Annotated in this window: 26 protein-coding genes and 1 pseudogene; 21 read left to right on the top strand and 6 right to left on the bottom strand. The window is 70.5% G+C overall.

Features of this window, described 5'->3' with window-relative positions:
* Nucleotides 1–160 precede the first annotated feature (160 nt).
* The 4 genes from O3Q52_RS21070 (at nucleotide 161) to tsaE (ending at nucleotide 4,016) form a co-directional block, all read left to right on the top strand.
* Nucleotides 161–949: a L,D-transpeptidase family protein gene (locus O3Q52_RS21070; protein WP_269650335.1), complete on the top strand. Its 789-nt coding sequence runs from the start codon at nucleotides 161–163 to the stop codon at nucleotides 947–949.
* A gap of 35 nt (nucleotides 950–984) precedes the next feature.
* Nucleotides 985–2,136, top strand: a complete 1,152-nt coding sequence (gene alr, locus O3Q52_RS21065) for an alanine racemase (RefSeq protein WP_269650329.1) — start codon at nucleotides 985–987, stop codon at nucleotides 2,134–2,136.
* Between the two features lie 112 nt (nucleotides 2,137–2,248).
* Complete coding sequence (locus O3Q52_RS21060) at nucleotides 2,249–3,499, top strand: alpha/beta fold hydrolase (protein ID WP_269650328.1); 1,251 nt, start codon at nucleotides 2,249–2,251, stop codon at nucleotides 3,497–3,499.
* Nucleotides 3,465–4,016 carry a tRNA (adenosine(37)-N6)-threonylcarbamoyltransferase complex ATPase subunit type 1 TsaE gene (gene tsaE / locus O3Q52_RS21055; protein WP_269650327.1) on the top strand — a complete coding sequence of 184 codons (552 nt, stop codon included), beginning with the start codon at nucleotides 3,465–3,467 and terminating at the stop codon, nucleotides 4,014–4,016. The genes O3Q52_RS21060 and tsaE overlap by 35 nt, the downstream gene beginning before the upstream one ends.
* A 603-nt stretch (nucleotides 4,017–4,619) precedes the next feature.
* On the opposite strand, the gene O3Q52_RS21050 is transcribed toward tsaE, so the two are convergent.
* Nucleotides 4,620–5,174, bottom strand: coding sequence for a hypothetical protein (locus tag O3Q52_RS21050; protein ID WP_269650334.1), 555 nt, complete (start codon nucleotides 5,172–5,174; stop codon nucleotides 4,620–4,622).
* A gap of 110 nt (nucleotides 5,175–5,284) precedes the next feature.
* Between O3Q52_RS21050 and tsaB the strand changes: the two genes are divergently transcribed.
* Genes tsaB through O3Q52_RS21030 form a run of 4 tightly spaced genes read left to right on the top strand, consistent with a single transcriptional unit; the run spans nucleotide 5,285 to nucleotide 7,806 of the window.
* A complete protein-coding gene (tsaB, locus tag O3Q52_RS21045; RefSeq protein ID WP_269650326.1) occupies nucleotides 5,285–5,941 on the top strand; it encodes a tRNA (adenosine(37)-N6)-threonylcarbamoyltransferase complex dimerization subunit type 1 TsaB in 657 nt (218 codons plus the stop codon).
* 20 nt (nucleotides 5,942–5,961) lie between these two features.
* On the top strand, nucleotides 5,962–6,453 hold the full coding sequence (gene rimI, locus O3Q52_RS21040; protein WP_269650333.1) for a ribosomal protein S18-alanine N-acetyltransferase: 492 nt from the start codon (nucleotides 5,962–5,964) through the stop codon (nucleotides 6,451–6,453).
* Nucleotides 6,446–7,555, top strand: a complete 1,110-nt coding sequence (gene tsaD / locus O3Q52_RS21035) for a tRNA (adenosine(37)-N6)-threonylcarbamoyltransferase complex transferase subunit TsaD (protein WP_269650325.1) — start codon at nucleotides 6,446–6,448, stop codon at nucleotides 7,553–7,555. Before rimI ends, tsaD begins: the two co-directional genes overlap by 8 nt.
* Nucleotides 7,552–7,806, top strand: a complete 255-nt coding sequence (locus tag O3Q52_RS21030; protein WP_269650324.1) for a hypothetical protein — start codon at nucleotides 7,552–7,554, stop codon at nucleotides 7,804–7,806. The genes tsaD and O3Q52_RS21030 overlap by 4 nt, the downstream gene beginning before the upstream one ends.
* A gap of 152 nt (nucleotides 7,807–7,958) precedes the next feature.
* Here the strand turns inward: O3Q52_RS21030 and O3Q52_RS21025 are convergent, their stop codons facing one another.
* From O3Q52_RS21025 to O3Q52_RS21010, 4 genes are all read right to left on the bottom strand, one after another.
* Nucleotides 7,959–10,280 (bottom strand): glycoside hydrolase family 3 N-terminal domain-containing protein, encoded by a 2,322-nt coding sequence (locus O3Q52_RS21025; RefSeq protein WP_269650323.1) that lies wholly within the window; start codon nucleotides 10,278–10,280, stop codon nucleotides 7,959–7,961.
* Between the two features lie 26 nt (nucleotides 10,281–10,306).
* A complete protein-coding gene (locus O3Q52_RS21020; RefSeq protein ID WP_269650322.1) occupies nucleotides 10,307–11,197 on the bottom strand; it encodes a carbohydrate ABC transporter permease in 891 nt (296 codons plus the stop codon).
* Nucleotides 11,198–11,216: 19 nt separating this feature from the next.
* The gene (locus tag O3Q52_RS21015; RefSeq protein WP_269650332.1) at nucleotides 11,217–12,032 is read right to left on the bottom strand and encodes a carbohydrate ABC transporter permease; all 816 of its coding nucleotides are present in this window, start codon (nucleotides 12,030–12,032) and stop codon (nucleotides 11,217–11,219) included.
* A 134-nt stretch (nucleotides 12,033–12,166) separates the two neighbouring features.
* Nucleotides 12,167–13,579 (bottom strand): ABC transporter substrate-binding protein, encoded by a 1,413-nt coding sequence (locus O3Q52_RS21010; protein ID WP_269650321.1) that lies wholly within the window; start codon nucleotides 13,577–13,579, stop codon nucleotides 12,167–12,169.
* Nucleotides 13,580–13,710: 131 nt separating this feature from the next.
* On the opposite strand from O3Q52_RS21010, the gene O3Q52_RS21005 reads away from it, so the two are divergent.
* The 10 genes from O3Q52_RS21005 (at nucleotide 13,711) to O3Q52_RS20965 (ending at nucleotide 21,944) form a co-directional block, all read left to right on the top strand.
* Nucleotides 13,711–14,769, top strand: a complete 1,059-nt coding sequence (locus O3Q52_RS21005; protein WP_269650320.1) for a LacI family DNA-binding transcriptional regulator — start codon at nucleotides 13,711–13,713, stop codon at nucleotides 14,767–14,769.
* A 231-nt stretch (nucleotides 14,770–15,000) separates the two neighbouring features.
* Nucleotides 15,001–15,999: an LCP family protein gene (locus O3Q52_RS21000; RefSeq protein ID WP_269650331.1), complete on the top strand. Its 999-nt coding sequence runs from the start codon at nucleotides 15,001–15,003 to the stop codon at nucleotides 15,997–15,999.
* Nucleotides 16,000–16,113: 114 nt separating this feature from the next.
* Nucleotides 16,114–16,446 carry a helix-turn-helix transcriptional regulator gene (locus O3Q52_RS54175; RefSeq protein ID WP_332112928.1) on the top strand — a complete coding sequence of 111 codons (333 nt, stop codon included), beginning with the start codon at nucleotides 16,114–16,116 and terminating at the stop codon, nucleotides 16,444–16,446.
* 12 nt (nucleotides 16,447–16,458) lie between these two features.
* Nucleotides 16,459–16,920, top strand: coding sequence for a DUF5753 domain-containing protein (locus tag O3Q52_RS54170; RefSeq protein ID WP_332112927.1), 462 nt, complete (start codon nucleotides 16,459–16,461; stop codon nucleotides 16,918–16,920).
* Complete coding sequence (locus O3Q52_RS20990) at nucleotides 16,917–17,105, top strand: DUF397 domain-containing protein (protein ID WP_269650330.1); 189 nt, start codon at nucleotides 16,917–16,919, stop codon at nucleotides 17,103–17,105. The genes O3Q52_RS54170 and O3Q52_RS20990 overlap by 4 nt, the downstream gene beginning before the upstream one ends.
* A gap of 245 nt (nucleotides 17,106–17,350) precedes the next feature.
* The gene (locus O3Q52_RS20985; protein ID WP_269650319.1) at nucleotides 17,351–18,055 is read left to right on the top strand and encodes a hypothetical protein; all 705 of its coding nucleotides are present in this window, start codon (nucleotides 17,351–17,353) and stop codon (nucleotides 18,053–18,055) included.
* Nucleotides 18,056–18,114: 59 nt separating this feature from the next.
* Entirely contained in the window at nucleotides 18,115–18,696 is a 582-nt protein-coding gene (locus O3Q52_RS20980) for a Uma2 family endonuclease (protein ID WP_269650318.1), read from the top strand.
* Nucleotides 18,697–18,868: 172 nt separating this feature from the next.
* Complete coding sequence (locus tag O3Q52_RS20975) at nucleotides 18,869–19,225, top strand: YciI family protein (protein ID WP_055618818.1); 357 nt, start codon at nucleotides 18,869–18,871, stop codon at nucleotides 19,223–19,225.
* A gap of 40 nt (nucleotides 19,226–19,265) precedes the next feature.
* A complete protein-coding gene (locus O3Q52_RS20970) occupies nucleotides 19,266–20,540 on the top strand; it encodes an RNA polymerase sigma factor (RefSeq protein ID WP_269650317.1) in 1,275 nt (424 codons plus the stop codon).
* 243 nt (nucleotides 20,541–20,783) lie between these two features.
* The gene (locus tag O3Q52_RS20965; protein ID WP_269650316.1) at nucleotides 20,784–21,944 is read left to right on the top strand and encodes a dipeptidase; all 1,161 of its coding nucleotides are present in this window, start codon (nucleotides 20,784–20,786) and stop codon (nucleotides 21,942–21,944) included.
* Nucleotides 21,945–22,042: 98 nt separating this feature from the next.
* Here the strand turns inward: O3Q52_RS20965 and O3Q52_RS20960 are convergent, their stop codons facing one another.
* Entirely contained in the window at nucleotides 22,043–22,408 is a 366-nt protein-coding gene (locus O3Q52_RS20960) for a VOC family protein (RefSeq protein WP_269650315.1), read from the bottom strand.
* A 239-nt stretch (nucleotides 22,409–22,647) separates the two neighbouring features.
* Between O3Q52_RS20960 and O3Q52_RS20955 the strand changes: the two genes are divergently transcribed.
* From O3Q52_RS20955 to O3Q52_RS20945, 3 genes and pseudogenes are all read left to right on the top strand, one after another.
* Nucleotides 22,648–23,073 (top strand): peptidase inhibitor family I36 protein, encoded by a 426-nt coding sequence (locus O3Q52_RS20955; protein ID WP_266760097.1) that lies wholly within the window; start codon nucleotides 22,648–22,650, stop codon nucleotides 23,071–23,073.
* A gap of 7 nt (nucleotides 23,074–23,080) precedes the next feature.
* Nucleotides 23,081–24,067, top strand: coding sequence for a hypothetical protein (locus tag O3Q52_RS20950; RefSeq protein ID WP_269650314.1), 987 nt, complete (start codon nucleotides 23,081–23,083; stop codon nucleotides 24,065–24,067).
* A gap of 59 nt (nucleotides 24,068–24,126) precedes the next feature.
* Nucleotides 24,127–24,374, top strand: a pseudogene (locus O3Q52_RS20945) (hypothetical protein); the annotation flags it as partial.

Below are 24,374 nucleotides of genomic sequence, written 5' to 3'. Positions count from 1 at the left end.
CAGCGGCTGTTCGCCCACTTCGAGGGTGCACGCACGCTGCTGATGTCGGCGTGTTTCCAGCGCCTGGACGGCAAACCTCACGGCGCTGTCCGTGCCGGGGGCCGTCGCGGAGCCTCCGCCCGCCCCCGGCGTCCCCCGTGCCCCCGGGGTTCCCGCGCCGCTGAGCGAGCTGGTGCCCGGAGTGCCCCCAGGGCCGTCCCAGCCCTGGCACTTGGACACTCCCGACCAGGCGCTGGCCCCGAAGGTCTACACGCCGACCGCCGAGGAGGACGCCTCCGAGCCGGCCGACGCCGACGCGGAGAGCGACGAGCTGATCGAGTACGTACCGCTGAGTGACGCCGTGGCGCGGCAGTCGGGGGTCGTGGCGTGCAGCAAGCAGACCGGGCCGTACCAGCGGCAGGTCGAGGGGTGGCTGCGGCTCAGGGTGGACGGGAAGCAGTCGGCGAACGACTGCCTGGCCATCCGGGCCTTTCAGGTCAGGTACGGGATCCGGCCCGACAGCGGCTTCGCCGGGCCCGTGACCTGGGCGAAGATGCAGCTCCTGTCGGCCGCGAAGAACCCGAACGCCGCCGGGAAGTGTCCCGTACGGGCCTACCGGGTCGCCTGTGTCGACCTCACCCGGCAGCTGACCTGGGTACAGAAGGGCACGAAGGTGCTGTTCGGGCCGGTGCCGATCCGCAGCGGGAAGGCCGGGTACCGGACGAGGAGCGGCTGGCACCGCGTCTACTGGAAGCACAAGAACCACTGGTCGACGCTCTACAACACCCCCATGCCGTACAGCCAGTTCTTCAGCGGCGGCCAGGCCTTCCACGGCATCTACGGCAGCGTCTACAACCCGCCCGGCTCGATGGGCTGCGTGAACATGCGGATCGCCGACGCCCGCACGCTGTGGGGCGTGCTCTACAAGGGTGACAGCGTGTACGTGTGGGGCCGCAGGCCTGGTACCTGAGGGCTGTGTCCGACCCCTCTGAGACACTGGGCGCGATGACTGAAACAGCACCCGCGCGGGCCCGCGCCGAGATCGACCTGGCCGCACTGCAGGCCAATGTGCGGGCTCTGCGCGCCCAGGCGCCGACCGCCGCCCTCATGGCGGTGGTCAAGTCCGACGCGTACGGACACGGGGCGCTCCCGTGCGCCCGAGCGGCCGTGGAGGCCGGTGCGACCTGGCTGGGCACGGCCACGCCCGAGGAGGCCCTGGCCCTGCGCGCGGCAGGGCTGCAGGGCCGGATCATGTGCTGGCTGTGGACCCCGGGCGGACCCTGGCGGGCGGCCGTCGAGGCCGATCTGGACCTGGGGATCAGCGGGCTGTGGGCGCTGAGGGAGGCCGCGGCGGCCGCGCGTGCGTCCGGCCGTACGGCCCGCGTCCAGCTCAAGGCCGACACCGGGCTCGGGCGGAACGGATGCCAGCCGGCCGACTGGCCCGAGCTCGTGGCCGAGGCCCTGCGCGCCGAGGCCGAAGGGCTCGTCCGGGTCACCGGCCTGTGGTCCCACTTCGCCTGCGCCGACGAGCCCGGCCATCCCTCCATCCAGGCCCAGCTCGGCAGCTTCCGCGAGATGCTGGCGTACGCGGAGGGGCAGGGCGTCCGCCCCGAGGTCCGGCACATCGCCAACTCGCCCGCCACGCTCACGCTCCCCGACAGCCACTTCGACCTCGTACGGACCGGGATCGCGGTGTACGGAATCTCGCCCAGCCCCGAGCTGGGCACCCCGGCGGACCTCGGGCTGCGACCGGTGATGACGCTGTCGGCCTCGCTGGCGCTGGTGAAGCACGTACCGGCGGGACACGGCGTCAGTTACGGACACCACTACGTCACGGCGGGCGACACGACCCTCGGCCTGGTGCCCGTCGGGTACGCGGACGGCGTCCCGCGCCACGCCTCCGGCACCGGACCCGTCCTGGTCGCCGGCAAGTGGCGGACGGTCGCGGGACGGGTCGCGATGGACCAGTTCGCGGTCGACCTCGGCGGGGACGAGCCACCGGTCGGCGAGCGAGTGGTCCTCTTCGGCCCCGGCGACCACGGTGAACCCACCGCCGAGGACTGGGCCCAGGCGGTCGGCACGATCGCCTACGAAATCGTCACCCGGATCGGAACCCGGGTGCCGCGCGTTTACGTGAATACCGAACAAGCGGGGTAACCGCATAGATGCCGGGCACGGCATCGCGGGAACCGGCAGCAACAGCACGACCAGCAGTAACAGCGACACCGACAGCGGACATGGGCAGCACCCCGGCGAAGAGGAGCGGTACGTGAGCGAGAGCAGCGCGGAGGCCGCCGTGGAAGCGGCCACGGCCGCAGCCTCGGCCGTCTCCGCAGCGGGGGGTGCGAACTGGCGCAGGGCCGGGATCGCCGGCGCCGCGATAGGCGTGGTCGCCGCGGGCGCCGCCGCCGGAGTCGCCATAGAGCGGCTCACGGTCGGCCGGGGCATGCGCAGGAAGGCCCGCCTCGCCCTCGACTCGGCCGGTCCGTACGGATCGTTGCGCGGCATGCCCGGCAAGGCCGTCGCGGACGACGGCACGGAGCTGTACTACGAGGTCGACGAGGTGGAGCCCGACTCCACCCTCGCCCCGCGCCGCCGCCGGCTCTTCGGCCGCAAGGCCCCGGCCCCCGTCACCGTCGTCTTCAGCCACGGCTACTGCCTCAGCCAGGACTCCTGGCACTTCCAGCGGGCCGCGCTGCGCGGTGTCGTACGGACCGTCCACTGGGACCAGCGCAGCCACGGCCGCTCCGCGCGGGGCGTGGCCCAGGTCGAGGACGACATGCCGGTCACCATCGACCAGCTCGGCCGCGACCTGAAGGCCGTCATCGACGCGGCCGCGCCCGAGGGCCCGCTCGTCCTCGTCGGCCACTCGATGGGCGGCATGACGGTGATGGCCCTGGCCGACCAGTACCCGTCCCTGATCCGCGAGCGGGTCGTCGGCGTCGCCTTCGTCGGTACGTCGTCGGGGAAGCTCGGCGAGGTCAACTTCGGGCTGCCCGTCGCGGGCGTCAACGCGGTACGGCGGGTGCTCCCCGGAGTGCTGAAGGCGCTGGGGCAGCAGGCCGCGCTGGTGGAGCGCGGGCGGCGGGCCACGGCCGACCTGTTCGCCGGGATCATCAAGCGGTACTCGTTCGCGTCCAGGGACGTCGACCCGGCGGTCGCGCGGTTCGCGGAGCGGCTGATCGAGGGCACGCCCATCGACGTGGTCGCGGAGTTCTATCCGGCCTTCACCGACCACGAAAAGACGGAGGCGCTCGCGCACTTCGCCGAGATGCCCGTGCTCGTACTGGCCGGGGTCAAGGATCTCGTCACGCCGAGCGAGCACAGCGAGGCCATCGCCGACCTCCTGCCGGACGCCGAGCTGGTGCTCGTGCCGGACGCCGGGCACCTGGTGATGCTGGAGCACCCGGAGGTCGTCATAGACCGGCTCGCCGACCTCCTCACCCGCGCGGGAGCCGTCCCGGCAGGGGCTACCGTGGGTGGTTATGGAAGCACCAGCAGCACCGCGCAACCCGGCTGAGTCCTCGGGACCCTCGGAGCCTTCCGTGGCCGGCGTCACCACTGAGATCACCGTCAATGCCCCCGAACAGATGCGGGAGTTGGGTCGCAGGCTCGCCAAGCTGTTGCGGGCGGGAGACCTCGTGATGCTCACCGGCGAACTCGGCGCGGGCAAGACGACGATGACCCGCGGGCTCGGCGAGGGGCTCGGCGTGCGGGGTGCGGTCACCTCGCCGACCTTCGTGATCGCGCGCGTGCACCCGCCCCTCGGCGACGGTCCGCCGCTGGTCCACGTGGACGCGTACCGCCTGGGCGGCGGGCTCGACGAGATGGAGGACCTCGACCTCGACGTCTCGCTGTCCGACTCCGTGATCGTCGTGGAGTGGGGCGAGGGCAAGGTCGAGGAGCTGGCCGACGACCGGCTGCACGTCCTCATCCACCGGGCCGTCGGCGACACCACTGACGAAGTACGGCACGTCACGCTGACCGGGGTCGGGGAGCGGTGGGCGACGGTCGGGCTCGGCGTGCTCTCCGCCTGATCAGGCCCCGTCCGATCACGCCTGGTCCGGCTTGGTCCGGCCCGGTCCTCGTAGGTTCGCCCCAACATTCCGACAAGGCGTCGGGAAGATGTTGCGTCGGGCGGCTTCGGCGTGTTCACATGGACGGAGGAGTTGGTTAGGTCTACCTAACCACGTCTGCTCCCGGAGCCCCTAGGAGGCCGCCATGGCGACGTCTGAACGTGATGTGACGCGTCCGTCGGGGCCCGTGGAGTCGACTCCTTCGGGGGTGGCTGGGGTGTCCATGCGGGAGTTGCTTGCGGCGGGGGTTTTTGCGCGGGTCGTTTCCACGCCGCCGGCTCCACCGGCTGCGCCGGTGCGGGAGGAACGGCGGCGCGCCGCGTAGCGCTCCGCGGGGAGCGTCGTTCGGATTCTGCGGGTGCGTCGGATTCTGCGGGTGCGCTGTGGCTGGTCGCGCCGTTCCTCGCGCCCCTAAAAGATTGCGCAGTTCCCCGCGCCCCTAGAAGCCAAAGACTGCGCAGTTCCCCGCGCCCCTAGAAGCCAAAGATTGCGCCGTTTCCCGTGCCCCTAAAAGACAAAAGACTGCGCCGTTCCCCGCGCCCCTGAAGGGGCGCTTGTGTTGGCCTACTTGATCACTGTGACGCTTGTGCCGATGGTGGCGAACTCCCACATTGCTGTGCCGTCTTCGCGGGATTCGCGGATGCCGCCGAGCTTCTTCGAGGAGGCGCGGGCGGAGGTCGTGCCGTTCAGGGCGGCGCTGAAGCCGATCGCTACGCCGGACACGTTCGTGAAGCGGACGACGTGTTCGACGGCGACGCCGTCCGAGCCGGTGATCTTGCCGGAGCGGGAGGTGACGACGTACGCGGCGGGCGCGGGATCCACCGTTCCGGGGGTCACCCTGAACGTGCGCTTGACCCGGTCACCCGCCCCGACGAGCCATACGCGGTCGTCGTCCACCGAGTAGACGACCCGTCGTCCCGTGCCCGAGGCGGCGGGCAGTGCCGTCGGGTGCTGCTTGTCCCGGGGGGCCTTGGCGGCCGCGGACGTCGAGGAGTCGGCGGGCCGGGAAGAGCCCAGGCCGCTCGGCACGTGCGCCGACGCCTGGTAGGTGAGGAAGCCGATCGCGGCGAGCGCCGTCGCGGTGAGCCCGGCCACGATTCCCGAGCTGCTCCGAACCACCTTGGGTGCCCACCTCTCGTACGGCATTTGTGCATTCTGTGACGTTAGCAGCAGGTCTGCGACGGATTGGGGCGGCCGTGCTCCGAGCCCGGGCGCCGTAGGCTGTTCGCGTGCTCTTGCTCGCTCTGGATACCGCCACCCCCGCCGTCACCGTCGCGCTGCACGACGGGACGTCCGTCATCGCCGCCTCCAGTCAGGTGGACGCGCGCCGGCACGGGGAGTTGCTCCTGCCGGCCGTCGACCGGGTGCTCGCCGAGGCCGGGCTGCGGCTCGACGCCGTCACCGGCATCGTTGTCGGCGTGGGCCCCGGCCCGTACACCGGGCTGCGCGTCGGTCTGATGACCGCCGACACCTTCGGGCTCGCGCTCGGCATCCCCGTACACGGACTGTGCACGCTGGATGGTCTTGCGTACGCGGCCGACCGTTCCATTGCCGACGGGCCCTTCGTCGTGGCGACCGACGCCCGGCGCAAAGAGGTCTACTGGGCGCGGTACGCCGACTCGCGCACCCGGGTCACCGAGCCCGCCGTCGACCGGCCGGGCGAGCTGGACATCGGCGGTCTGCCCGCCGTCGGCGCGGGTGCGCTGCTCTACCCCGACACCTTCCCGGACGCGCGCGAACCCGAGCACGTCTCGGCTGCCGCGCTCGCGTCCCTGGCGGCGGAACGGCTGGCCGCGGGCGAGGAACTGGAGGCGCCCCGGCCCCTCTATCTGCGCAGGCCGGACGCCCAGGTGCCCAGGAACTACAAGGTGGTCACCCCCAAGTGACGACCGCGGTGCTGCGCGAGATGCGCTGGTGGGACATCGAGCCCGTGCTGGAGCTGGAGAAGGACCTCTTCCCCGAGGACGCCTGGTCTCGGGGCATGTTCTGGTCGGACCTGGCCCATGCGCGGGGGCCGGGGGCGACTCGGCGGTACGTCGTGGCCGAGATCCCCTCCGACTCCGGAGGCGGTGCGCGGATCGTCGGGTACGGCGGGCTCGCCGCCGCCGGGGACGTCGGTGACGTGCAGACCATCGCCGTCTCCCGGGAGCACTGGGGCACCGGCCTCGGCGCGATGATCCTGACCGAACTGCTGCGGGCCGCGACCGCGTTCGAGTGCGCCGAGGTGATGCTCGAATGCCGCGTCGACAACGTCCGCGCCCAGAAGCTGTACGAGCGCTTCGGCTTCGAGGCGATCGGTTTCCGGCGCGGCTACTACCAGCCGGGGAACGTGGACGCGCTCGTCATGCGACTCAACGACCCATCGACATCCGTACAAGGAACCGAGATCAATGGCTGACGAACCGCTCGTCCTCGGCATCGAGACCTCCTGCGACGAGACCGGCGTCGGCATCGTCCGCGGCACGACCCTGCTCGCGGACGCGATCGCGTCCAGCGTCGACGAGCACGCGCGCTTCGGGGGTGTGGTGCCCGAAGTCGCGTCCCGTGCGCACCTGGAGGCGATGGTCCCCACCATCGAGCGGGCGCTGAAGGAGGCGGGTGTCGGCGCGAAGGACCTGGACGGCATCGCCGTCACCGCAGGACCCGGGCTCGCGGGCGCGCTGCTCGTCGGGGTCTCGGCGGCGAAGGCGTACGCGTACGCGCTGGGCAAGCCGCTGTACGGGGTCAACCACCTCGCCTCGCACATCTGCGTCGACCAGCTCGAACACGGGGCGCTGCCCGAGCCGACCATGGCACTGCTCGTCTCCGGCGGGCACTCCTCGCTGCTGCTCTCCTCGGACATCACCAGTGACGTACGGCCGATGGGCGCGACCATCGACGACGCGGCCGGCGAGGCCTTCGACAAGATCGCTCGGGTGCTGAACCTCGGGTTCCCCGGCGGGCCGGTCATCGACCGGTACGCCAAGGAGGGGGACCCGGGTGCCATCGCCTTCCCGCGCGGGCTCACCGGGCCCCGGGACGCCGCGTACGACTTCTCGTTCTCCGGGCTGAAGACCGCCGTGGCGCGGTGGATCGAGGCCAAGCGGGCTGCCGGGGAGGACGTGCCGGTGCGGGATGTGGCCGCGTCCTTCCAGGAGGCCGTCGTCGACGTGCTGACGCGCAAGGCCGTACGGGCCTGTCGTGACGAGGGTGTCGACCACCTGATGATCGGTGGGGGAGTGGCCGCGAACTCGCGGCTGCGGGTGCTTGCGCAGGAGCGGTGCGAGGCCGCGGGGATTCGGCTGCGGGTGCCGCGGCCGAAGTTGTGCACGGACAACGGGGCGATGGTTGCCGCGCTGGGGGCGGAGATGGTTGCCCGGGGGCGGGCCGCGTCCGACTGGGATCTGTCCGCGGATTCTTCGTTGCCGGTGACTGACACGCATGTGCCTGGGCGGTCGCAGTCGCATGACCATGGTCATGATCATGTGCATGAGGTCAGCAAGGGCAATCTGTACTCATGACTGTTGCGTTGATGTGGGAGGCGCGGGCCGTCGAGGGGCGGGGGGAGGAACTGCTTGCGTGGGTGAGGGGGCAGGACCTCCCGGCGCGGCCCCTGCGTCGGGAGGTCCTGCGGGCTCCGGGGGATCGGGTGCTCGTCATTACGTGGTGGGATGCCGCGTATGAGTCTGAGCTGCCTGAGTTGCCGGAGCCGGCTGGGGAGTTGGTTGCGCGGGCGGTTCATCGGTGGCGGTTCGAGGTTGTGGAGGGGTAGGGGGCGGGGGTTGTTCGTCGGGTGCGGGCCGGTGGGGGCTGGTCGCGCAGTTCCCCGCGCCCCTAAAAGATTGCGCCGTTCCCCGCGGCCCCAGGAAGCACGCCGTTCCCCGTGCCCCTGAAAGACAAAAGATTGCGCAGTTCCCCGCGCCCCTAATACGCCTCCGTCTCCCTTGAAGCGCAGCGCAGTTGGCGGTCCGGGCCCAAGTGGCGTTCCGGGCCCGTCAGGGTCACGTGGGTCGTGTGGTGGGTGTTTGTGCTGGACTTGGACAGGCGGAGTTCCAAAGCGCCCGGTTCCACTACGCGTTGGCCCTTGCCGTCTGTGAACGCCGACAGGTCCGGGTGGAAGGTGAACGTGATTCGGCGGGCCTTGCCGGGGGCCAGGGTCAGGCGGTGGTAGCCGATCAGGCGGACGTCGGGGCGGGTTACTCGGGCCACCGGGTCGTGGAGGTAGAGCTGGACCACCTCCGTGCCTTCTCGGGGGCCCGTGTTGCGGACCGTGACGGAGACGTCGTACGAGTCGTCCGTGCCGATCTCCGTCGCCTCCCCGTCCTTCGCCCCGTCCTCGATGTCCTCCCAGGCGAAGTCCGTGTAGCCGAGGCCGTGGCCGAAGGGGTGGAGGGGGGTCGGGTCGAGGTTGCTGACCGTGCCGGCCAGGCCCAGCGGGGGCTGGAGGTAGGTCCACGGCTGGCCGCCGGGCGTCTGCGGGACGCTCACGGGGAGCCTGCCCGACGGGTTCACGCGGCCCGACAGCACGCCTGCCACTGCCGGGCCGCCCTCCTCCCCCGGGAAGAACGCCTGGACGGAGGCGGCCAGTTGGCCGTGCCAGCGGCCGAGCGCGTACGGGCGGCCGGTGAGCAGGACCAGGATGACGGGGGTACCGGTGGCGGTGAGGGTGTCCAGCAATTGGGCCTGTACGCCCGGGAGTTGGAGGTCGCCCACGTCGCAGCCCTCGCCCGATGTGCCCCTGCCGAAGAGGCCCGCCCGGTCGCCCAGTACCGCCACGCAGACGTCCGCCTCGGCGGAGCGGGCCACCGCCTCCGCGAAGCCCGAGGTGTCCGGGTCCGTGGTGTCGCAGCCCTCGGTGAACGTGACCTTGGCGTCGGGGAGTTCCGTGCGCAGGGACTCCAGGAGCGTGGGGATCTCGATGCCCATCGGCTGGTCGGGGTGGTTGATGCCCACGTGCGAGGGGAACGAGTAGCAGCCCAGCATGGCCAGGGCGTCGGCCGCCCGCGGTCCGACCACGGCGATCCGGGTGTCGGGGGCGAGGGGGAGCAGGCCGTCCGGGTTGGAGAGCAGGACGACGGACTCCTCGGCGAGGCGGCGGGCCAGCACGCGGTTCGCGGTCGAGTCCAGGTCGATCGGGCCCGTGGGCTCGGGGGTCCAGTCCTCGTCCAGCAGGCCCAGTTCGCACTTCTGGCGCAGGACCCGGGCCGCCGCGCGGTCCACCAGGGACTCCGGGATCGTGCCCGCGCGTACCGCCTCGACCAGTGGGTCGCCGTAGCAGCGGAGCGTGGGGAGTTCGACGTCGATGCCGGCCGCCAGCGCCGCGTGGGCGGCCTCCGCCTTCGTGCCCGCCACCCGGTGCAGGGTCTCCAGGAAGCCGACACCGAAGTAGTCGGACACGACCGTGCCCGTGAACTGCCACTGCTCTCGCAGGAGTTCGGTCAGCAGATACGGGTCCGAGGACGCCGGAACTCCGTCCGTGTCCGTGTACGCGGCCATCACCGAACGGGCCCCGCCCTCGCGCAGCGCGAACTCGAACGGCGGCAAGGTGATGTCGGCGAACTCGCGCACACCCGCGCGTACGGGGGCGAGGTTGCGGGCGCCCGCTGAGGACGCGTACCCCGCGAAGTGCTTGAGCGTGGCGATGACGCCGGCGGACTCCAGGCCGCGGACGTAGGCCGCGCCGATCGTGCCGACCAGGTAGGGATCCTCGCCGATGGTCTCCTCGACGCGGCCCCAGCGCGGGTCCCGTACGACGTCCAGGACGGGGGCCAGCCCCTGGTGGACGCCGACGGAGGCGAGGTCCTTGCCGATGCGGTGGGCCATCTCCTCGACGAGAGCCGGGTCGAAGGTGGCGCCCCAGGCCAGGGGGACCGGGTACGCGGTGGCGCCCCAGGCGGTGAAGCCCGCCAGGCACTCCTCGTGGGCGACGGCGGGGATGCCGAAGCGGCCGGCCCCGGCGATGCGGCGCTGGGCGCGGGCCAGTGCCTGCGCGCCCAGCGCCGGGTCCACGGGGGCCGAGCCGAAGGAGCGGGTCAGCTGGCCGAGGCCGTGGGTGATCAGCTCGTCCCAGTCGTAGTCCGAGGTCATCTCGACCTGGTTCGGGGCGACTCCGTCACCGTCCGTGGCGGCGCCCACCCACACGCCGTACAGCTGGGCGGTCTTCTCCTCCAGGGTCATCCGGGCGAGCAGGTCGCGGGCCCGGGCCTCGGCGGGCAGGGCGGGATCACGCCAGGGGGCGGTGGTCATGAAACTCCTGTCGGGGTCTAGGGGGTTCATTTGCCGCCGACTCCCATCAGGCCGCCGACCAGGGCGCGGCGGGCCACCAGGTACACGGCGAAGATGGGGATGCCGGAGAGGACGACCGAGGCGAGCAGGGCGGGGATGTTCACGCCGAACTGGCTGACGTAGTTGAAGAGTCCGAGGGTCAGGACGCGGGGGCCGTCGGACTGGGTGAAGATCAGCGGGAAGAGGAAGCCGTTCCAGGCCTGGAGCGCGGCGAAGATGACGACCGTGCTGATGCCGCCCTTGGCCAGCGGGATGGCGAGCTGGAACAGCATCCGCTGGGGGGACGCGCCGTCCAGGGCCATCGCCTCGTACAGGTCCTCCGAGACGTCCCGCAGGGTGCCGACGAGGACCAGTACCGAGACCGGCATCGCGAAGGCCGCCGTCGGCAGGATGACCGCCAACAGGCTGTCGTACAGGTTGAGTTTGGCGATCAGGAGGTAGAGGGGGACCACGACCGCCTGGGCCGGGATCGCGACGCCGAGGAGGAACAGGCGGAAGGCCAGGCCCGACCAGCGGTTGCGGGTGCGGACGGCGACGTACGCGATCGGGACGGACAGGCCGAGGACGATGGCCACGACCGCGACGGCCACGATCGCGGTGTTGCTGAGCAGATGGCCGAAGCCGCTGTTCAGCACGGTGTTGTAGTTGTCGAGCGTCGGACTCGTGGGCGGGTTCAGCGGGTTGCCGGTGAGTGCCTTGTCCTGGCTGGTGAGCGAGGCCGACAGCATCGCGTAGATCGGGACGATGACGATCGCGAGCCAGATGGCCGAGCCGAGGCCCGAGACGGGGTTGCCGCGCTTGGTCCAGTGCTTGCGGCGGCGTTGCGGGGGCGGTGGCGTGGGACGCTCCTCGGTCTTCGCGGGACGTGGACGCGGCAACGTATCGTGTGACACTCCGTCACATCCCTTCGCGGGTGCTGCGCATGCTGCCGAAGCCGGTCAGCCGCACGAGGATCAGGGACAGCCCCGTGGCGGCCACCACCAGGAAGGACGCGATGGCGCTCGCGTAGCCGAAGTCGTAGCTCTTGAAGCCCGCCTCGTACATCAGGTACGGCAGGATCGCCGTGTCGGTGCCCGGGCCGCCCTTGGTGAGGATCAGCACGGTCTCGAAGTACGTGAGCGAGCCGACGACCAGCAGCACGGTGGACGTCGTGACGGTGTGCCGCAGCTGCGGGAGCGTGATCGAGAAGAACTGGCGATAGCGGCCCGCCCCGTCGATCGCCGCCGCCTGGTAGAGCACCTCGGGTATCTGGCGGGCCCCGCCCTGGTAGATCAGGGTGTGGAAGGGGATGAACTGCCAGCCGCCGACGAAGACGATCGCGAGGAACGCGCCGCTGGAGGAGCCCAGGATGTTCTCCTGGATGATGCCGAAGTTCGGGTCGAGCAGGGCGTAGAAGAGCAGCGCGATCGCCGTCGAGGAGAGCAGGAACGGCACGAAGAAGATCGCGGACAGGATCGCCCGGTTGCGCTGGCGGCCCGCCGCCCAGACGCCGAGCAGCAGCGCGATCACCGTCTGGAAGACCCAGCTCGCCGCCGTCAGCAGGATGGTGAGCCACAGGGACTGGACCATCCGGTCGTCGTCGATCAGCTTCCGCCAGTTGTCCAGGCCGACGGGCTGCGGGTCGCCCAGACCGTCCCAGCTGGTGAAGGAGAGGTAGAAGGCCAGGAGCATCGGGACCACGGCGAAGAAGGCGAAGAAGAGGACGCCGGGCAGGGCCCAGGCGGCGTGCGGGCGGCCGACGGCGGAGGACTTGGACGGCTTGGCGGGCGGGGTGGACGTGTTGGCGGGCGGGGTGGACGTGTTGGCTTTTGGTTCCGTTGGGCGGTCCTCTATCGGAGTCGGTGCACTCACTTCAGCTCCTTGAGCGCCGACACGAACTGGCTCGGCGAGGACTTCCCGACGAACAGCTTGTTGATCTCGGTGAGCATCGGGGTCGCGATGTCCGCGCCCAGCGCCTGGTCCCAGGAGAGGGTGAAGGCGGGCGCCTTCTCGACCATCTCGTACTGGAACTTCGCGAACTCCGGGTTGGGCGAGGCCTCCAGGAGTTTGGCCGCGTTGGCGGTGGTCGGGATGTCGCCGTTGGCCACCAGCGCCTTCGCGTACGCCTCCGAGGCGCAGTCCTTCAGGAACGCGATCGCGGCGTCCTTGTTCTGCGTACGGGAGTTGACGGACCAGTAGTTGGTGGGGTTGCCGACGACGTTGCGGATGTCGCCCGTGCCGCCCTCGACCGTCGGGAACGCGCACCAGCCCAGGTTGTTCTTCGCGAAGGACGGGAACTTGCCGAGCTGCGTCGAGTACTCCCACGAGCCCATCAGGTGCATCGCCGCCTTGCCCTTGGCGAAGACGGCCGGGGCACCGCCGTTGACGTACGACACCGAGCTGAACTTCGAGCCGAACGCGCCGTCGTCGATGAGTTCCTTGACGGTCTCGGCGGCCTTGAGGACGGCCGGGTCGCCCCAGGCGGACGCGTCGCCGCCCTGGATCTTCGCGAAGACCTCGGGGCCGCCGATGCGGTCGACGAGGTACTCCAGCCACATCAGCTCGGTCCACGTGTCGGCGCCGCCGAGCGCGAACGGGGTGATCTTCGCGGCCTTCAGCTTGGTGTTGATCTCCTGCAACTCGGCCCAGGTGGTGGGCGGTTGGAGCTTGTGCTCGGCGAAGACGGACTTGTTGTAGAAGAGGATGACCGGCTGCATGCCGCGCATCGGTATGCCGTAGTTGCGACCGCCGAGTCCACCGGCCGCGAGCACGGAGGGCAGGAAACCGCCCTTCAGGACCGGGTCGCCCTCGATGGTGTCGGTCAGGTCGATGAGCTGGTTCGCCTCCTGGTACGCCTTGATGGAGCCGCCGCCCCAGTTGAAGAAGACGTCCGGGGCGCTCGGCGAGCCCATCGCCGTGCGCAGCTTGGCCGAGTAGTCCGAGCCCGGGACCTTCTCCAGTTTCACCTTGCCCTTGGCCGACTTGCTCGCGGCGGACTTGTTGAAACGGTCGACGGCCGCCGTCTGGACCTTCACCGCGTCGTCCCCGTACACCATGGCGGTGATCGTGCCGCCGCCCCCGCCGGAACCTTCACCGGAGCCGCAGGCGGTCAGACCAGTGGTGAGCAGGGTGGTGGCACCGGCGCCGAGGACCCAGCGCCTGCTGAACGTCCTGCCGCCGAACGTCCCGCCGCCCAGGCTCCCGGGGCTGTCCGGACTCTCGCCCGTGGGCTGCCCGCCCGTGGGCCGCCCGCCGTTGGACCGCCCGCTGATCGACTCCATGACAGCACCTCTTTTTGTACTCGTTTTTGGACTCGCGACACGAATGTTTCGTAAGGCACTTCGAATGTTCCGGGAACGTATGGCTGCCGAAGGGCTTCGTCAAGAGGTTGCGCAGGGATACGATCCGGTCCATGACTCGCCCGAATCCCGCTGTAGCCCAGTCGGCGACACTCGCCGAGATCGCCCGCGAGGCGGGAGTCTCCGCTCCGACTGTTTCGAAGGTGCTCAACGGCCGTGCCGATGTGGCCCCCTCGACCCGCACCAGGGTCGAGGAACTGCTGCGCAACCACGGTTATCGGCGCCGGCGGGCCGAGGCGTCCCGGTCGCCACTGATCGACCTCGTCTTCCACGAACTGGAGAGTGCGTGGGCGATGGAGGTCATCCGGGGCGTGGAGAACGTGGCGCGGGACGAGGGCCTGAGCGTCGTCCTCTCCGAGAGCGCGGGCCGCCTCACGCCCGGGCGTACCTGGGCCGACCAGGTCGCCGCCCGCCGCCCGCACGGCGTCGTCCTCGTCCTCAATGGGCTCGACGAGTCCCAGCGGGCGCTGCTCACCAGCCGCTCGATCCCGTTCGTCGTGGTCGACCCGGCGGGCGACCCGGGCGACGACGTGCCGTCCGTGGGCGCCACCAACTGGCAGGGCGGCCTCGCGGCCACCCGTCATCTCGCCGATCTCGGCCACCGGCGCATCGGCGTGATCAGCGGGCCCTCGCGGATGATGTGCAGCCGCGCCCGGCTCGACGGCTACCGCGCGGCGCTCGACACCGCCGGGCTGCCGGCCGACCCCGCGCTCATCCGCACCGGCGACTTCCACCACGAGAGCGGCTACCGGGAGGGGCTTGAGCTCCTGAAGCTCCCCGACCGCCCGACCGCCGTCTTCGCGGGCAACGACCTCCAGGCCCTCGGCCTGTACGAGGCCGCCCGCGAGCTGGGTCTGCGCGTGCCGGAGGACCTCAGCATCGTCGGTTTCGACGATCTGCCGGTGGCCCGCTGGGTCGGCCCCCCGCTGACCACCGTCCGCCAGCCGCTCACCGAGATGGCCGAGGCGGCGGCCCGGCTCGTCCTCGACCTCGGCCGAGGCGAGCGCCCCTCGGCGGCGACCCGGGTGGAACTGGCCACGAGCCTGGTGGTGCGCAGCAGCACGGCGGAGCCGGCGGGGGAGGGGCGGGCGGCGTACTTCGGGGCGCGGTGATCGAAGCGGGCCGTCGAAACTTTCGAAGACTTTCGGCGGGGTGCCGTCCGCTCCTTACCGGCAGCTGAGAAGACCCAGCGAAATATGAGAGTTTGACTAGGAAAACCGGGAAGTGGTTCCTCGTTGTAATAATTCGGACTTACGTTCCTGTCTGTGAGTGGAGAAGACGAGCACGGGGGCGGGGGCGCCGAGACACCCGGCGCGGGGCGGCAACGATCCAGACGGGCACGGCTGTTCAGGGCCGCGGGAATCGCGCTCGGCTGCGCCCTGGTCGTCTCGCTGGCCGGTGCGGGGTGGGCGTACTGGCATCTGAACCAGAACATCAAGAGCGTCGACATCGACAGCGCGCTGGGCGACGGCCGCCCGGCGAAGTCGATGACGACGCCCAGTCCCTATGGCGCGGCCTCCCCCTCCCCGCTCCCGAGCGGCGCGCTCAACATCCTGGTCCTCGGCTCCGACTCGCGGGACGGCAAGCGGAACAAGGAACTTGGCGGCGGCAGCAGCGGCGGAGCCCGTTCAGACACCGCGATGGTCATCCACCTCGACGAGGGCCGGACGAAGGCGACCGTCGTGAGCATCCCGCGCGACACCCTCGTCACACGCCCCTCCTGCCCGCGGGAGTCCGGCGGTTCGACATCGGTGTCGTACGGCGCGATGTTCAACTCCGCGTACTCGGTCGGCGGGCCCGTCTGCGCGGTCAAGACCGTGGAGTCCATGACGAACGTCCGCATGGACCACTACATCGAGATCGACTTCGCGGGTTTCGCCGATCTGGTGGACGCGCTGGGCGGGGTCACGGTGACCACGGACGAGGACATCTCCGACGAGGACAGCCGCCTCGAACTGGAGGCGGGCACCCACCACCTCGACGGTACGCAGGCGTTGGCCCTCGCCCGGACCCGGCACGGCATAGGCGACCAGAGCGACCTCGGCCGCATAGGCCTTCAGCAGCAACTGGTGAAGGCCCTCCTCGACCAGGTCGACTCCACGAACCTCCTCACCAACCCCACCCGCCTCTACCGTGTCGCCGAAGCCCTCACCGACAGCCTCACCACGGACACCGGCCTCAACTCCCTCACCGAACTCATGAGTCTCGGCCAGAGCCTGAAGTCCCTCTCCTCCACCACAACGGAGACGGTGATGATGCCGGTGGTCCCGGCCCCGTCCGACCCCAACCGGGTGGTGGCGAACGAGCCGGAGGCGAGCGAGCTTTGGGAGTCGTTGCGGTGAGGGGCTTTTAGCAGGTGGGTAGGGGCGGAGCTGCCCAATCCCCTTCACCTGCCGTAACCTCGAAGTGACCATTGATGCACACAGCGTGGTGTGCACAGGTGGAGGTGGGGTCCTTTGAGTGAGCAGTCGCCGATCGCGTGGAGGTACTGCGGCCACCAGTTCAAGATGTGGCGGCAGGAGGCGGGGGTCAGCCGCGAGGACGTCGGCAAGGAGTCCAACTACTCGCCGGACACGATCACTTCGTTCGAGCGCGGGGTGCGCCGGCCGACGGCCCGACTGCTCGACATCGGGGACGAACTGTTCGGCGCCCGGGGGAAGTTGAAGGCGGCGGCGCAGTATCTGGAGCCGGAGAAGTTTCCGCCGCGCACGCAGGACTTCATGGACTGTGAGGCGGACGCGATCGCCTTGCAGTGGTACGAGACATTGCTGATCCCTGGCCTGCTGTAGGCCGAGTCCTATGTGCGGGCGCTGCTCGGCGCCCACTATCCCCCGCTGGACGACGAGACGATCGAGAGCCGGGTGGCAGCCAGGCTGGAGCGCCAGCATCTGCTGGTCCGCAAGCCGACGGCGTACTTCGGGTTTGTTTTCGAGGAGATCGCGCTGCGGCGCCCTGTGGGGGGATCGGCGACCATGCGGGAGCAGTGTCAACGTCTCTTGGAAGTGGGGCGGTTGCGGAATGTCTCCGTCCAGGTGCTGCCGACCGACCGGGGTGCGCATGCCGGTCTCAACGGCCCCATGGTGCTGATCGAGACGCCCGAGCGCGAGCATTACGCGTATGAGGAAGGGCAGGCGGTCAGCATGCTGCACTCCGGTTCGGAGGATCTGAGTAACCTGACTCAACGCTTTGGCATGATCCGGACGCAGGCCCTCAGTACGGAGGAGTCGGCACGGTTCATCGGGAAGGTGGCTGACGAGTGGTGAACATAGAACTCGCCTGGTTCAAGTCGAGCTACAGCGGAACTGAGGGGGGCGCCTGCATCGAGGTCGCCCTCCGCCCCCGCACCGTCCACATCCGGGACTCGAAGCTCAACCCGATCGGTGATGGCCCCGAGTTGACCGTCCCCGCCTCCGCGTGGGCGGAGTTCGTCGCGCACGTCGGGGCTTGAGCTTCGGGGGTCGGGATTCGAGACCCTTTTTGTAAGGAATGGGTGGGTGGCTCAACCCACCCGCCCTCCCTTGTGCCCCGCCGAGGCGGGCTCAATTGACGCCCGGGCCAGGGGAGATGACTTTTTGTGATCGGGTCGCGGCGGAGCGTGGCGGACGTGTAGCGTGCGCCGGGAAAGCATCGACCCCCGTGGGTGTTGGAGCACCGCGCGGGGGTCTGACCACCGAATCGAACGAGAGTCGATCCATGGCTACCGCCCAGCTTAGTGCTGCCCCGCGCCCCTCCGCCCATCCCATGGCCAATCCGGGGTACGGGCAGTGCGCCATCGGGACCGCCCTCAACAACCTCTCCGCGGCCGGGCACTTGCGGCGAGTGCGACGGCCCGTCACCGTCGACGGCTGTCCGCGCTGGGTGTGGCACACCTTCTTCTCGCGGACCGCGCGTGACGACGCGTGGTGGAGTGCCTTTCTGGCCGGGGAGGCGCCGGTCACCGAGCCCTCTCGGGTGGTGCGGTCGGCCGCGTACGGCGTGCTCGCGCGGCTCGGTCGTGTCGACGCCCGGCTCACGCTCTCGTCCGCCGAGTGCGGGGCCCTGGAGGAGCAGGCCGCCGAGTGGTTCGCGCGGGGCGCGGGCGAGGCGCAGCTCGTGCAGGCGGTGATGGCGGGGCTTCCCGAGCGGGTGGCCCATCCCTACGGATTCGTACGGGCTCGGCTGCTGGGCAAGCTGCCGCCGGAGCCGGTCGAGACACGGGCGGCGCGTTACGAGGTGGTGTGTACGGCGTGTGGTGAGCCCGGTGACGGGGGTGAGATGCGGGGCGGATTGTGCGGGGGCTGCTGGGGCGGACGGCCCGGCCTCGCGGCCGATCGGGTGCACGCCCGAGCGGGGCAGGTGCGTGCCGCCCTGCGGGGCGGGCGGAGTACAGGAAGTACGGAGAAAGGAGCACGTTCATGACGACCTTGCAGCACGGCCCACCCGTGGCCGGGGCAGGATGGAGGGGAGGAGGCGACGCCATGACCCCCAGCACTGCCGATCACCAGCCCCAGATGCTCGTCGAGGACTTCGAGGAGCTGGCACGCACCGCGCATGAGCTTGTACGGCTGGAATTCATCAACGGAAAGGTCGTGGTCAAGCCCGTGCCGGACGGTAACCACAGGGAGATCATCGTCTGGCTGCAGGAGATGTGCATGCAGCACCGCCCTGATCTCAGGCTGTACGCGGAGTGTGAGCTCAAGATCGAGGAGTACCGCAAGGGGCGGGCCAAGCCGGATGGTGTTCTGGCTCCCCGTAAGCACTTCGTCGGTACGGGTGAGTGGGCCGAGCCGGACGGCGTCCTGATGACTGTCGAGGTCACCTTCCGTGATCGGGACACGAACCAGCGCGACCGCGTCGACAAGCCACACGGCTACGCGGCCGCGGGAATCCCCGTCTACCTTCTCGTCGATCGGGACACGAACAGCGTCACCGTGTACGCCGATCCGGAGAAGGGGGAGTACCGCTCGGTCACCAGCCGGGCCTTCGGTGTCGCGATCGACCTGCCGGACCCCGTCGGCTTCACCCTGGAGACCGACGAGCTCAAGGAGTTCGCCTACTGACGTGAGCCGGTGGCCCGGTGGCCTGCGGAAATGTGTCGGCGGAGATCTTCTCGAAGAAATTCCGAAGAAATCCGGCGAGCGTGTCGATCCCGCCGCCCGCCGTTCGACGCACGGGGTGAGAGGGAAGGTGGGACAAGCCCCGCCCCCGCACCGAAAGACTCAGGGAGTCACCATGCCTCGCTACCTGTCGATGATCCGGATCGATGAGCAGAACGCGCCCGCCGAAGGGCCCAGCGATGAGCTCATGGCGCGGATGGGGGAGCTGATCGAGGAGATGACGAAGGCCGGGGTGCTGCTGGACACCTCCGGGCTGAAGCCGACCGCGGAGGGGACGCGGGTGCGGTGGGAGGGCGGGGAGATGTCCGTCACCGACGGGCCGTTCACCGAGGCCAAGGAGGTCGTCGGCGGGTACGCGATGCTGCAGGCCAAGGACAAGGCCGAGGCCGTCGAGTGGACCAAGCGGTTCCTCCAGATCCACGAGGCCCACTGGACGGTGACCTGCGAGGTACGGGAAATCGTCGAAGGCTGAACCTTGGCCGTACGGGCCCGGGGGTGTCTGATGGTGGAGCGTGACACCAGAACCATCGGCGGACGCCCCCGCCCACGCCATCGAAACCGTCTTCCGTATCGAGTCGCCCCGCATCATCGCCGGGGTCGCGCGCATCGTGCGGGACGTCGGGATCGCGGAGGAGCTGGCGCAGGACGCGCTGGTCGCCGCGTTGGAGCAGTGGCCCCGGGAGGGGGTGCCCGGCAATCCCGGGGCCTGGCTCATGGCCACGGCAAAGCACCGGGCGATCGATCTCGTACGGCGGCGTGAGCGGTACGCGCGCAAGCTCGTGGAGATGGGGCGGGACCTGGAGGCGTCCGCGCCGCACGGGCACGTCGACGAGCCGGCCGATCCCGACGACATCGACGACGACCTGCTGCGACTCGTCTTCACCGCGTGCCATCCCGTGCTGTCCGCCGAGGCCCGTATCGCCCTCACCCTGCGGCTGCTCGGCGGGCTGACCACCGTCGAGATCGCCCGTGCCTACCTCGTCCCGGAGGCGACCGTTGCCCAGCGCATCGTGCGCGCCAAGCGGACGCTCGCCGCTAAGGCCGTCGCCTTCGAGGTGCCGTACGGGCCCGAGCGCGAGGCCCGGCTGGGGTCCGTACTCGAAGTCATCTACCTGATCTTCAACGAGGGGTACGCGGCCACCGCGGGCGACGACCTGCTGCGCCCCGCGCTCTGCGAGGACGCCCTCCGACTCGCGCGTGTGCTCGCCGAGTTGATGCCCAAGGAACCCGAAGTGCACGGGCTGGTCGCCCTGTTGGAGATCCAGGCGTCCCGGTCTGCCGCGCGCACCGGGCCGTCGGGCGAGCCCGTGCTGCTCAAGGACCAGCAGCGCTCCCGGTGGAACCGGCTTCTCATCCGCCGCGGGTTCGCCGCTCTCGCCCGCGCGGAGGCCGTGTCCACGGGTGGCGGGCCGGGGCCTTATGTACTGCAGGCCGCCATCGCCGCGTGCCACGCCCACGCCTATACGTACGAGGAGACCGACTGGGCGCGGATCGCCACGTTGTACGGGCTGCTCGCCGCCCGGACTCCGTCTCCGGTGGTCGAGCTGAACCGGGCCGTGGCCGTGTCCATGGCAGAGGGGCCCGAGGCCGGGCTCGCCATCGTGGACGCGCTCGTCGCCGAACCGGCGTTGCGGGGCTATTACCTGCTGCCCAGTGTGCGGGGGGATCTGCTGGTGCGGCTCGGGCGGGTGGAGGAGGCGCGGGGGGAGTTCGAGAGGGCGGCTTCGTTGACGCGGAACGAGAGCGAGCGGGGGCTTTTGCTGGGGCGGGCGGAGGAGTGCGGGTAGCTCCGCCGGTTCGCTTCGCCGGATGGCTCCGCCGGTTCGCTTCGCCCGCGGGCGGTTCGGAGTCTGCGGGTGCGTGGGGGCTGGTCGCGCAGTTCCCCGCGCCCCTGTCGGGGCGCGGGGTGCCGCGTCCACCTACGGGGAGCTGGATGCCGTAGCTCGAACGGCCCATCCACCGAGACCCCGTCCTGCCCCCGTGTCACGGTGGGGATACCTGTCGCCACCACCGGACCCGGGAGCGTCGTCATGGCAGATCTGCAGGACGAACTGCACGCAACCGCCGAGGTCGGCGAGCTGGATCGCCCCGATGTCGAGGGGGAGTTCGAGCCGGATGTTCTTGAGGACGAGCGGGGTCTCGCAGTCGATGCCGGACCCGAGGCGGACGAGGGGGACGCGGCCGAGGACCCTCTCGTGCGCGCGCACGCCCTTCTCGCCGCCCACCCCGTCGCCGACGGCTACAGCGGTCTGCCGTGGGCCCTGCGGCACCTGCCCTGGTACGACCTGGAGCTGGGCGAGAGCACGATAGACACGGATGTGCCCAGGCTGAGGGAAGGGCACGTGGCGGCGTTGTTCTGGTCGCTGCATCTGCCCGAGGGCCTCGTCGGCGAGCGGGCGGTCGGGGCCACGCTGGAGCAGCTCGACCTGGTGAGGACCGTGGTGGAGGCCCATCCGGAGGGACTGCGGATGGCACACAGCGCGGCCCAGGTCACGGACGCCAGGAACTGCGGGCGGGTCGCCGTGCTTCTCGGCCCCGCGGCCGCCGCCGCGCTGGACGACTCGCTGGGCATCCTGCGCGCGCTGCACTCCCTCGGCCTGCGCGTCCTCACCCTCTCCGGCGCGTCCTGGGCCGGCGAGAACGGGCTGACCAGGTTCGGCGAGGAGGTCGTACGCGAGACGAACCGCATCGGCGTGCTCGTCGACCTGTCCGGCGCCTCCGACGCGACCGTCCGCCGCGCCCTCACCATCTCCAAGTCCCCGGTCGTCTTCACCCGCTCCGCCGCCCGCGCCCTGCGCCCCCACCCGGCGAACCTCCCCGACGACGTGCTCGTCGAACTCGGCATCACCAAGGGCCTGTGCCTCGTCCCGCTGACCGCCGAGCAGACGGGCCCGTCGGTACGGGACGTCGCGGACCACCTCGACCACGTACGCGCGCTCGCGGGGCCGGAGTGCGTCGGCCTCTCGGGGACGTACGACTCCGGGGCCGCGCACCCCCAGGACCTGTCCGACGCCTCGGGGTATCCGCGCCTCGTCGCCGAACTCCTCGGCCGCGGCTGGTCCGAGTCCGACCTCGCCCTGCTCACCTGGGGCAACGTCCAACGCGTCCTGCGCAGCGCGGACTTCACGGCTCGCGCCGCCCGCAGCCGCCGCGAGCCGTCCACGGCGAAGATCGCCGAAATGGACGGCTAGCCCCCGGCGGTCCGTTGCCGGTCGGCTGCGGGTCGGTGGGGGCTGAGCGCGCAGTTCCCCGCGCCCCTGAAAGACGGGGCTGCGCCCCTGTCTCCGCCTCAGCAGGCGCAGAGGCAGAACGGGTGCCCGGCCGGATCCGCGTACACCCGCCACCCCCGCCCCCGATCCGCCGCTTCGAGCACGGTCGCGCCCAGGGCCAGGACCTCCTTCTCCGCCGAGTCCAGGTCCTCGACCGTCAGGTCCAGATGGAACTGCTGGGAGCCGTCGGGCGCGGGCCACTTCGGCGGTACGTGGCCGGGGGCGGCCTGGAACGCCAGCGCCCGTCCGCCGGGCAGCCGCAGGTCGACCCAGTCGGCCTCCCCCTCGGTCTCGACGGTGCCGCCCAGCACCCCGGCGTAGAACGAAGCGAGCGCGCGGGGGTCGGGACAGTCCAGAACGACGGTGCCCAGTTCGGCGACAGCCATGACTTCCTCCTCGGTTGTTACCTGTACAGGCGTTCAATCGGTAACCGTTACCGCATGCTGCCGCAATGAAGGTAACGACGCAAGGGCGGGGGTGCGGCGAGTGCTGCCGCGGTGACAATCTCGATGGACGTGACATGTACCCCTCGGGTAACTTTCCGGCGGGGGTTTGATCACTGATGCCCCCTCAGCTTTCACTGATCCTTCGTTTTCCTTCGCATCTCGTCTCAGGGGGACTGTTCATGATGAAGTCGCGGCTCGGCGCGCTGGCGATGACGGGCGCTGCCACCGTCGCCATGATGGGGCTCTCCACCGGCACGGCCCAGGCGGGCATCGCGGGGTACAACCTCTGCGCCCAGGCCACGGGTTCCGTCTACAACTCGCTGTGCCTGTACTACAACTCCAACCAGGAGGGCTCGTTCGCCGCGTTCACGCGCAACGTCGCCGACCTGGACCCGTGGATCTTCGGCCACATCGGTACGCCCAACAGCGCCGGCCAGGGCCAGGGCGTCAAGAACAACGCGGCCAGCGCCGCCAACCCGGGCAGCAACTGCTGGCGTGTGTACTTCAACAGCAACTACGCCGGTGCCAGCGACTACATCGGCGACAGCGGCTACCGGCAGCTCGTCTCCACGTACAACGAGAACGCCTCCGTGAAGGCGTGCTGACGAGCCGATGAGACGACCACTCCCGCGGGCCACGTACTCCGTGGTGCTGATGTCCGCCCTCGCCGCGGGACTGATCAGCGGCTGCTCGACCAGTGGGACGCCGAGCGACTCGGAGCCCTCCGGCGCCGGCAAGGCACAGGCCCAGGCCCAGGCCCAGGCTTCGGCCCCGGCCGAGTCGCTCGGCTTCACCCCACGACGCCTCGATCTCCCCGTGTACGACTACCAGTTGAGCCCGCCGCAGTACGCGAAGGTCGCCGAGGCGAAGCAGGCCCTCGTCACCGCGTGCATGAAACGGTACGGATTCTCCTGGAGCGCCCCGACCCCCACGATCCCCCGCCAGGACCGCAGATACGGGGTCATCGACCGCCGCGCCGCGCAACGGTACGGCTATCACCTGCTGCCCACGGACAGCTCGGTCGCGGCGGAGTCCGGAGCCGCGACCCCCTCCAAGGAGGAGATGGCGGCCCTCACCGCAGGACAGCTGCTCGACGGCGACACCGGTGAGTCCCGCCTCGCCGCCGGGTACGACTCCCCGGTGAAGCGGGTCCGCGGCAAGGCGGTGCCACCGGGCGGCTGCTCGCAGGAGGCCGAGCGGAAACTGCTGGGCCGCGACGACCTGCGCTCCGAGGCCGGGGTCGTGAGCCGGATCAACACCGAGTCGTTCAGCTCGTCCATGAGCACCCCGGCCGTGAAGGCTGTCTTCGCCAGGTGGTCCTCGTGCATGAAGAAGGCGGGGTACGACTTCGCCGACCCGCTCAAGAGCATCGGGTCCGCCGATCTGAACGTACCCACCGCTCCCAAGGCCGAGACCGCGCTCGCGACCGCGGACGTGAAGTGCAAGGAGTCGGTGGACCTCGTCGCCGTCTGGAGCCGCGCGGAGACCTCCATCCAGCACGGCATGATCAAGAAGAGGGCGTCGGCGACGGCGGCACAGCGCGCCGACAACGCGACGCGACTGCGCAACGCGGCGGAGATCGTCAGGAGGTCCGGCTGACGGGCCGACCGGCCGGCAGCGGTTACCGCATGGCCGCTGCCGGAGGTAACGTCGCCGGTATGAATGACCGCGCGCCCGCACCCGGCGGGCTGGCCCTGCTCCAGTCCCTGGTGAACACCCTGGACATCGAGACGGGTGCCGACGCCCTGGACACGGTGGAGGGGCGCGCCGGGCTGGACCTGGCGGCGGCAGACGTGGAGGCCGCGCGGGAACTGCGTGAGTCGCTGCGGGCCGTCTGTCTCGCGCACGCGGGCCATCCGGCACACCGGGAGGTACGCCCCCTCGACGAGCTGCTCGCTTCGGCCCC

This window comes from Streptomyces sp. ActVer (genome assembly GCF_027270795.1).
Taxonomy (GTDB): domain Bacteria; phylum Actinomycetota; class Actinomycetes; order Streptomycetales; family Streptomycetaceae; genus Streptomyces; species Streptomyces umbrinus_A.
This window is presented reverse-complemented; position numbering and strand designations above follow the sequence as displayed.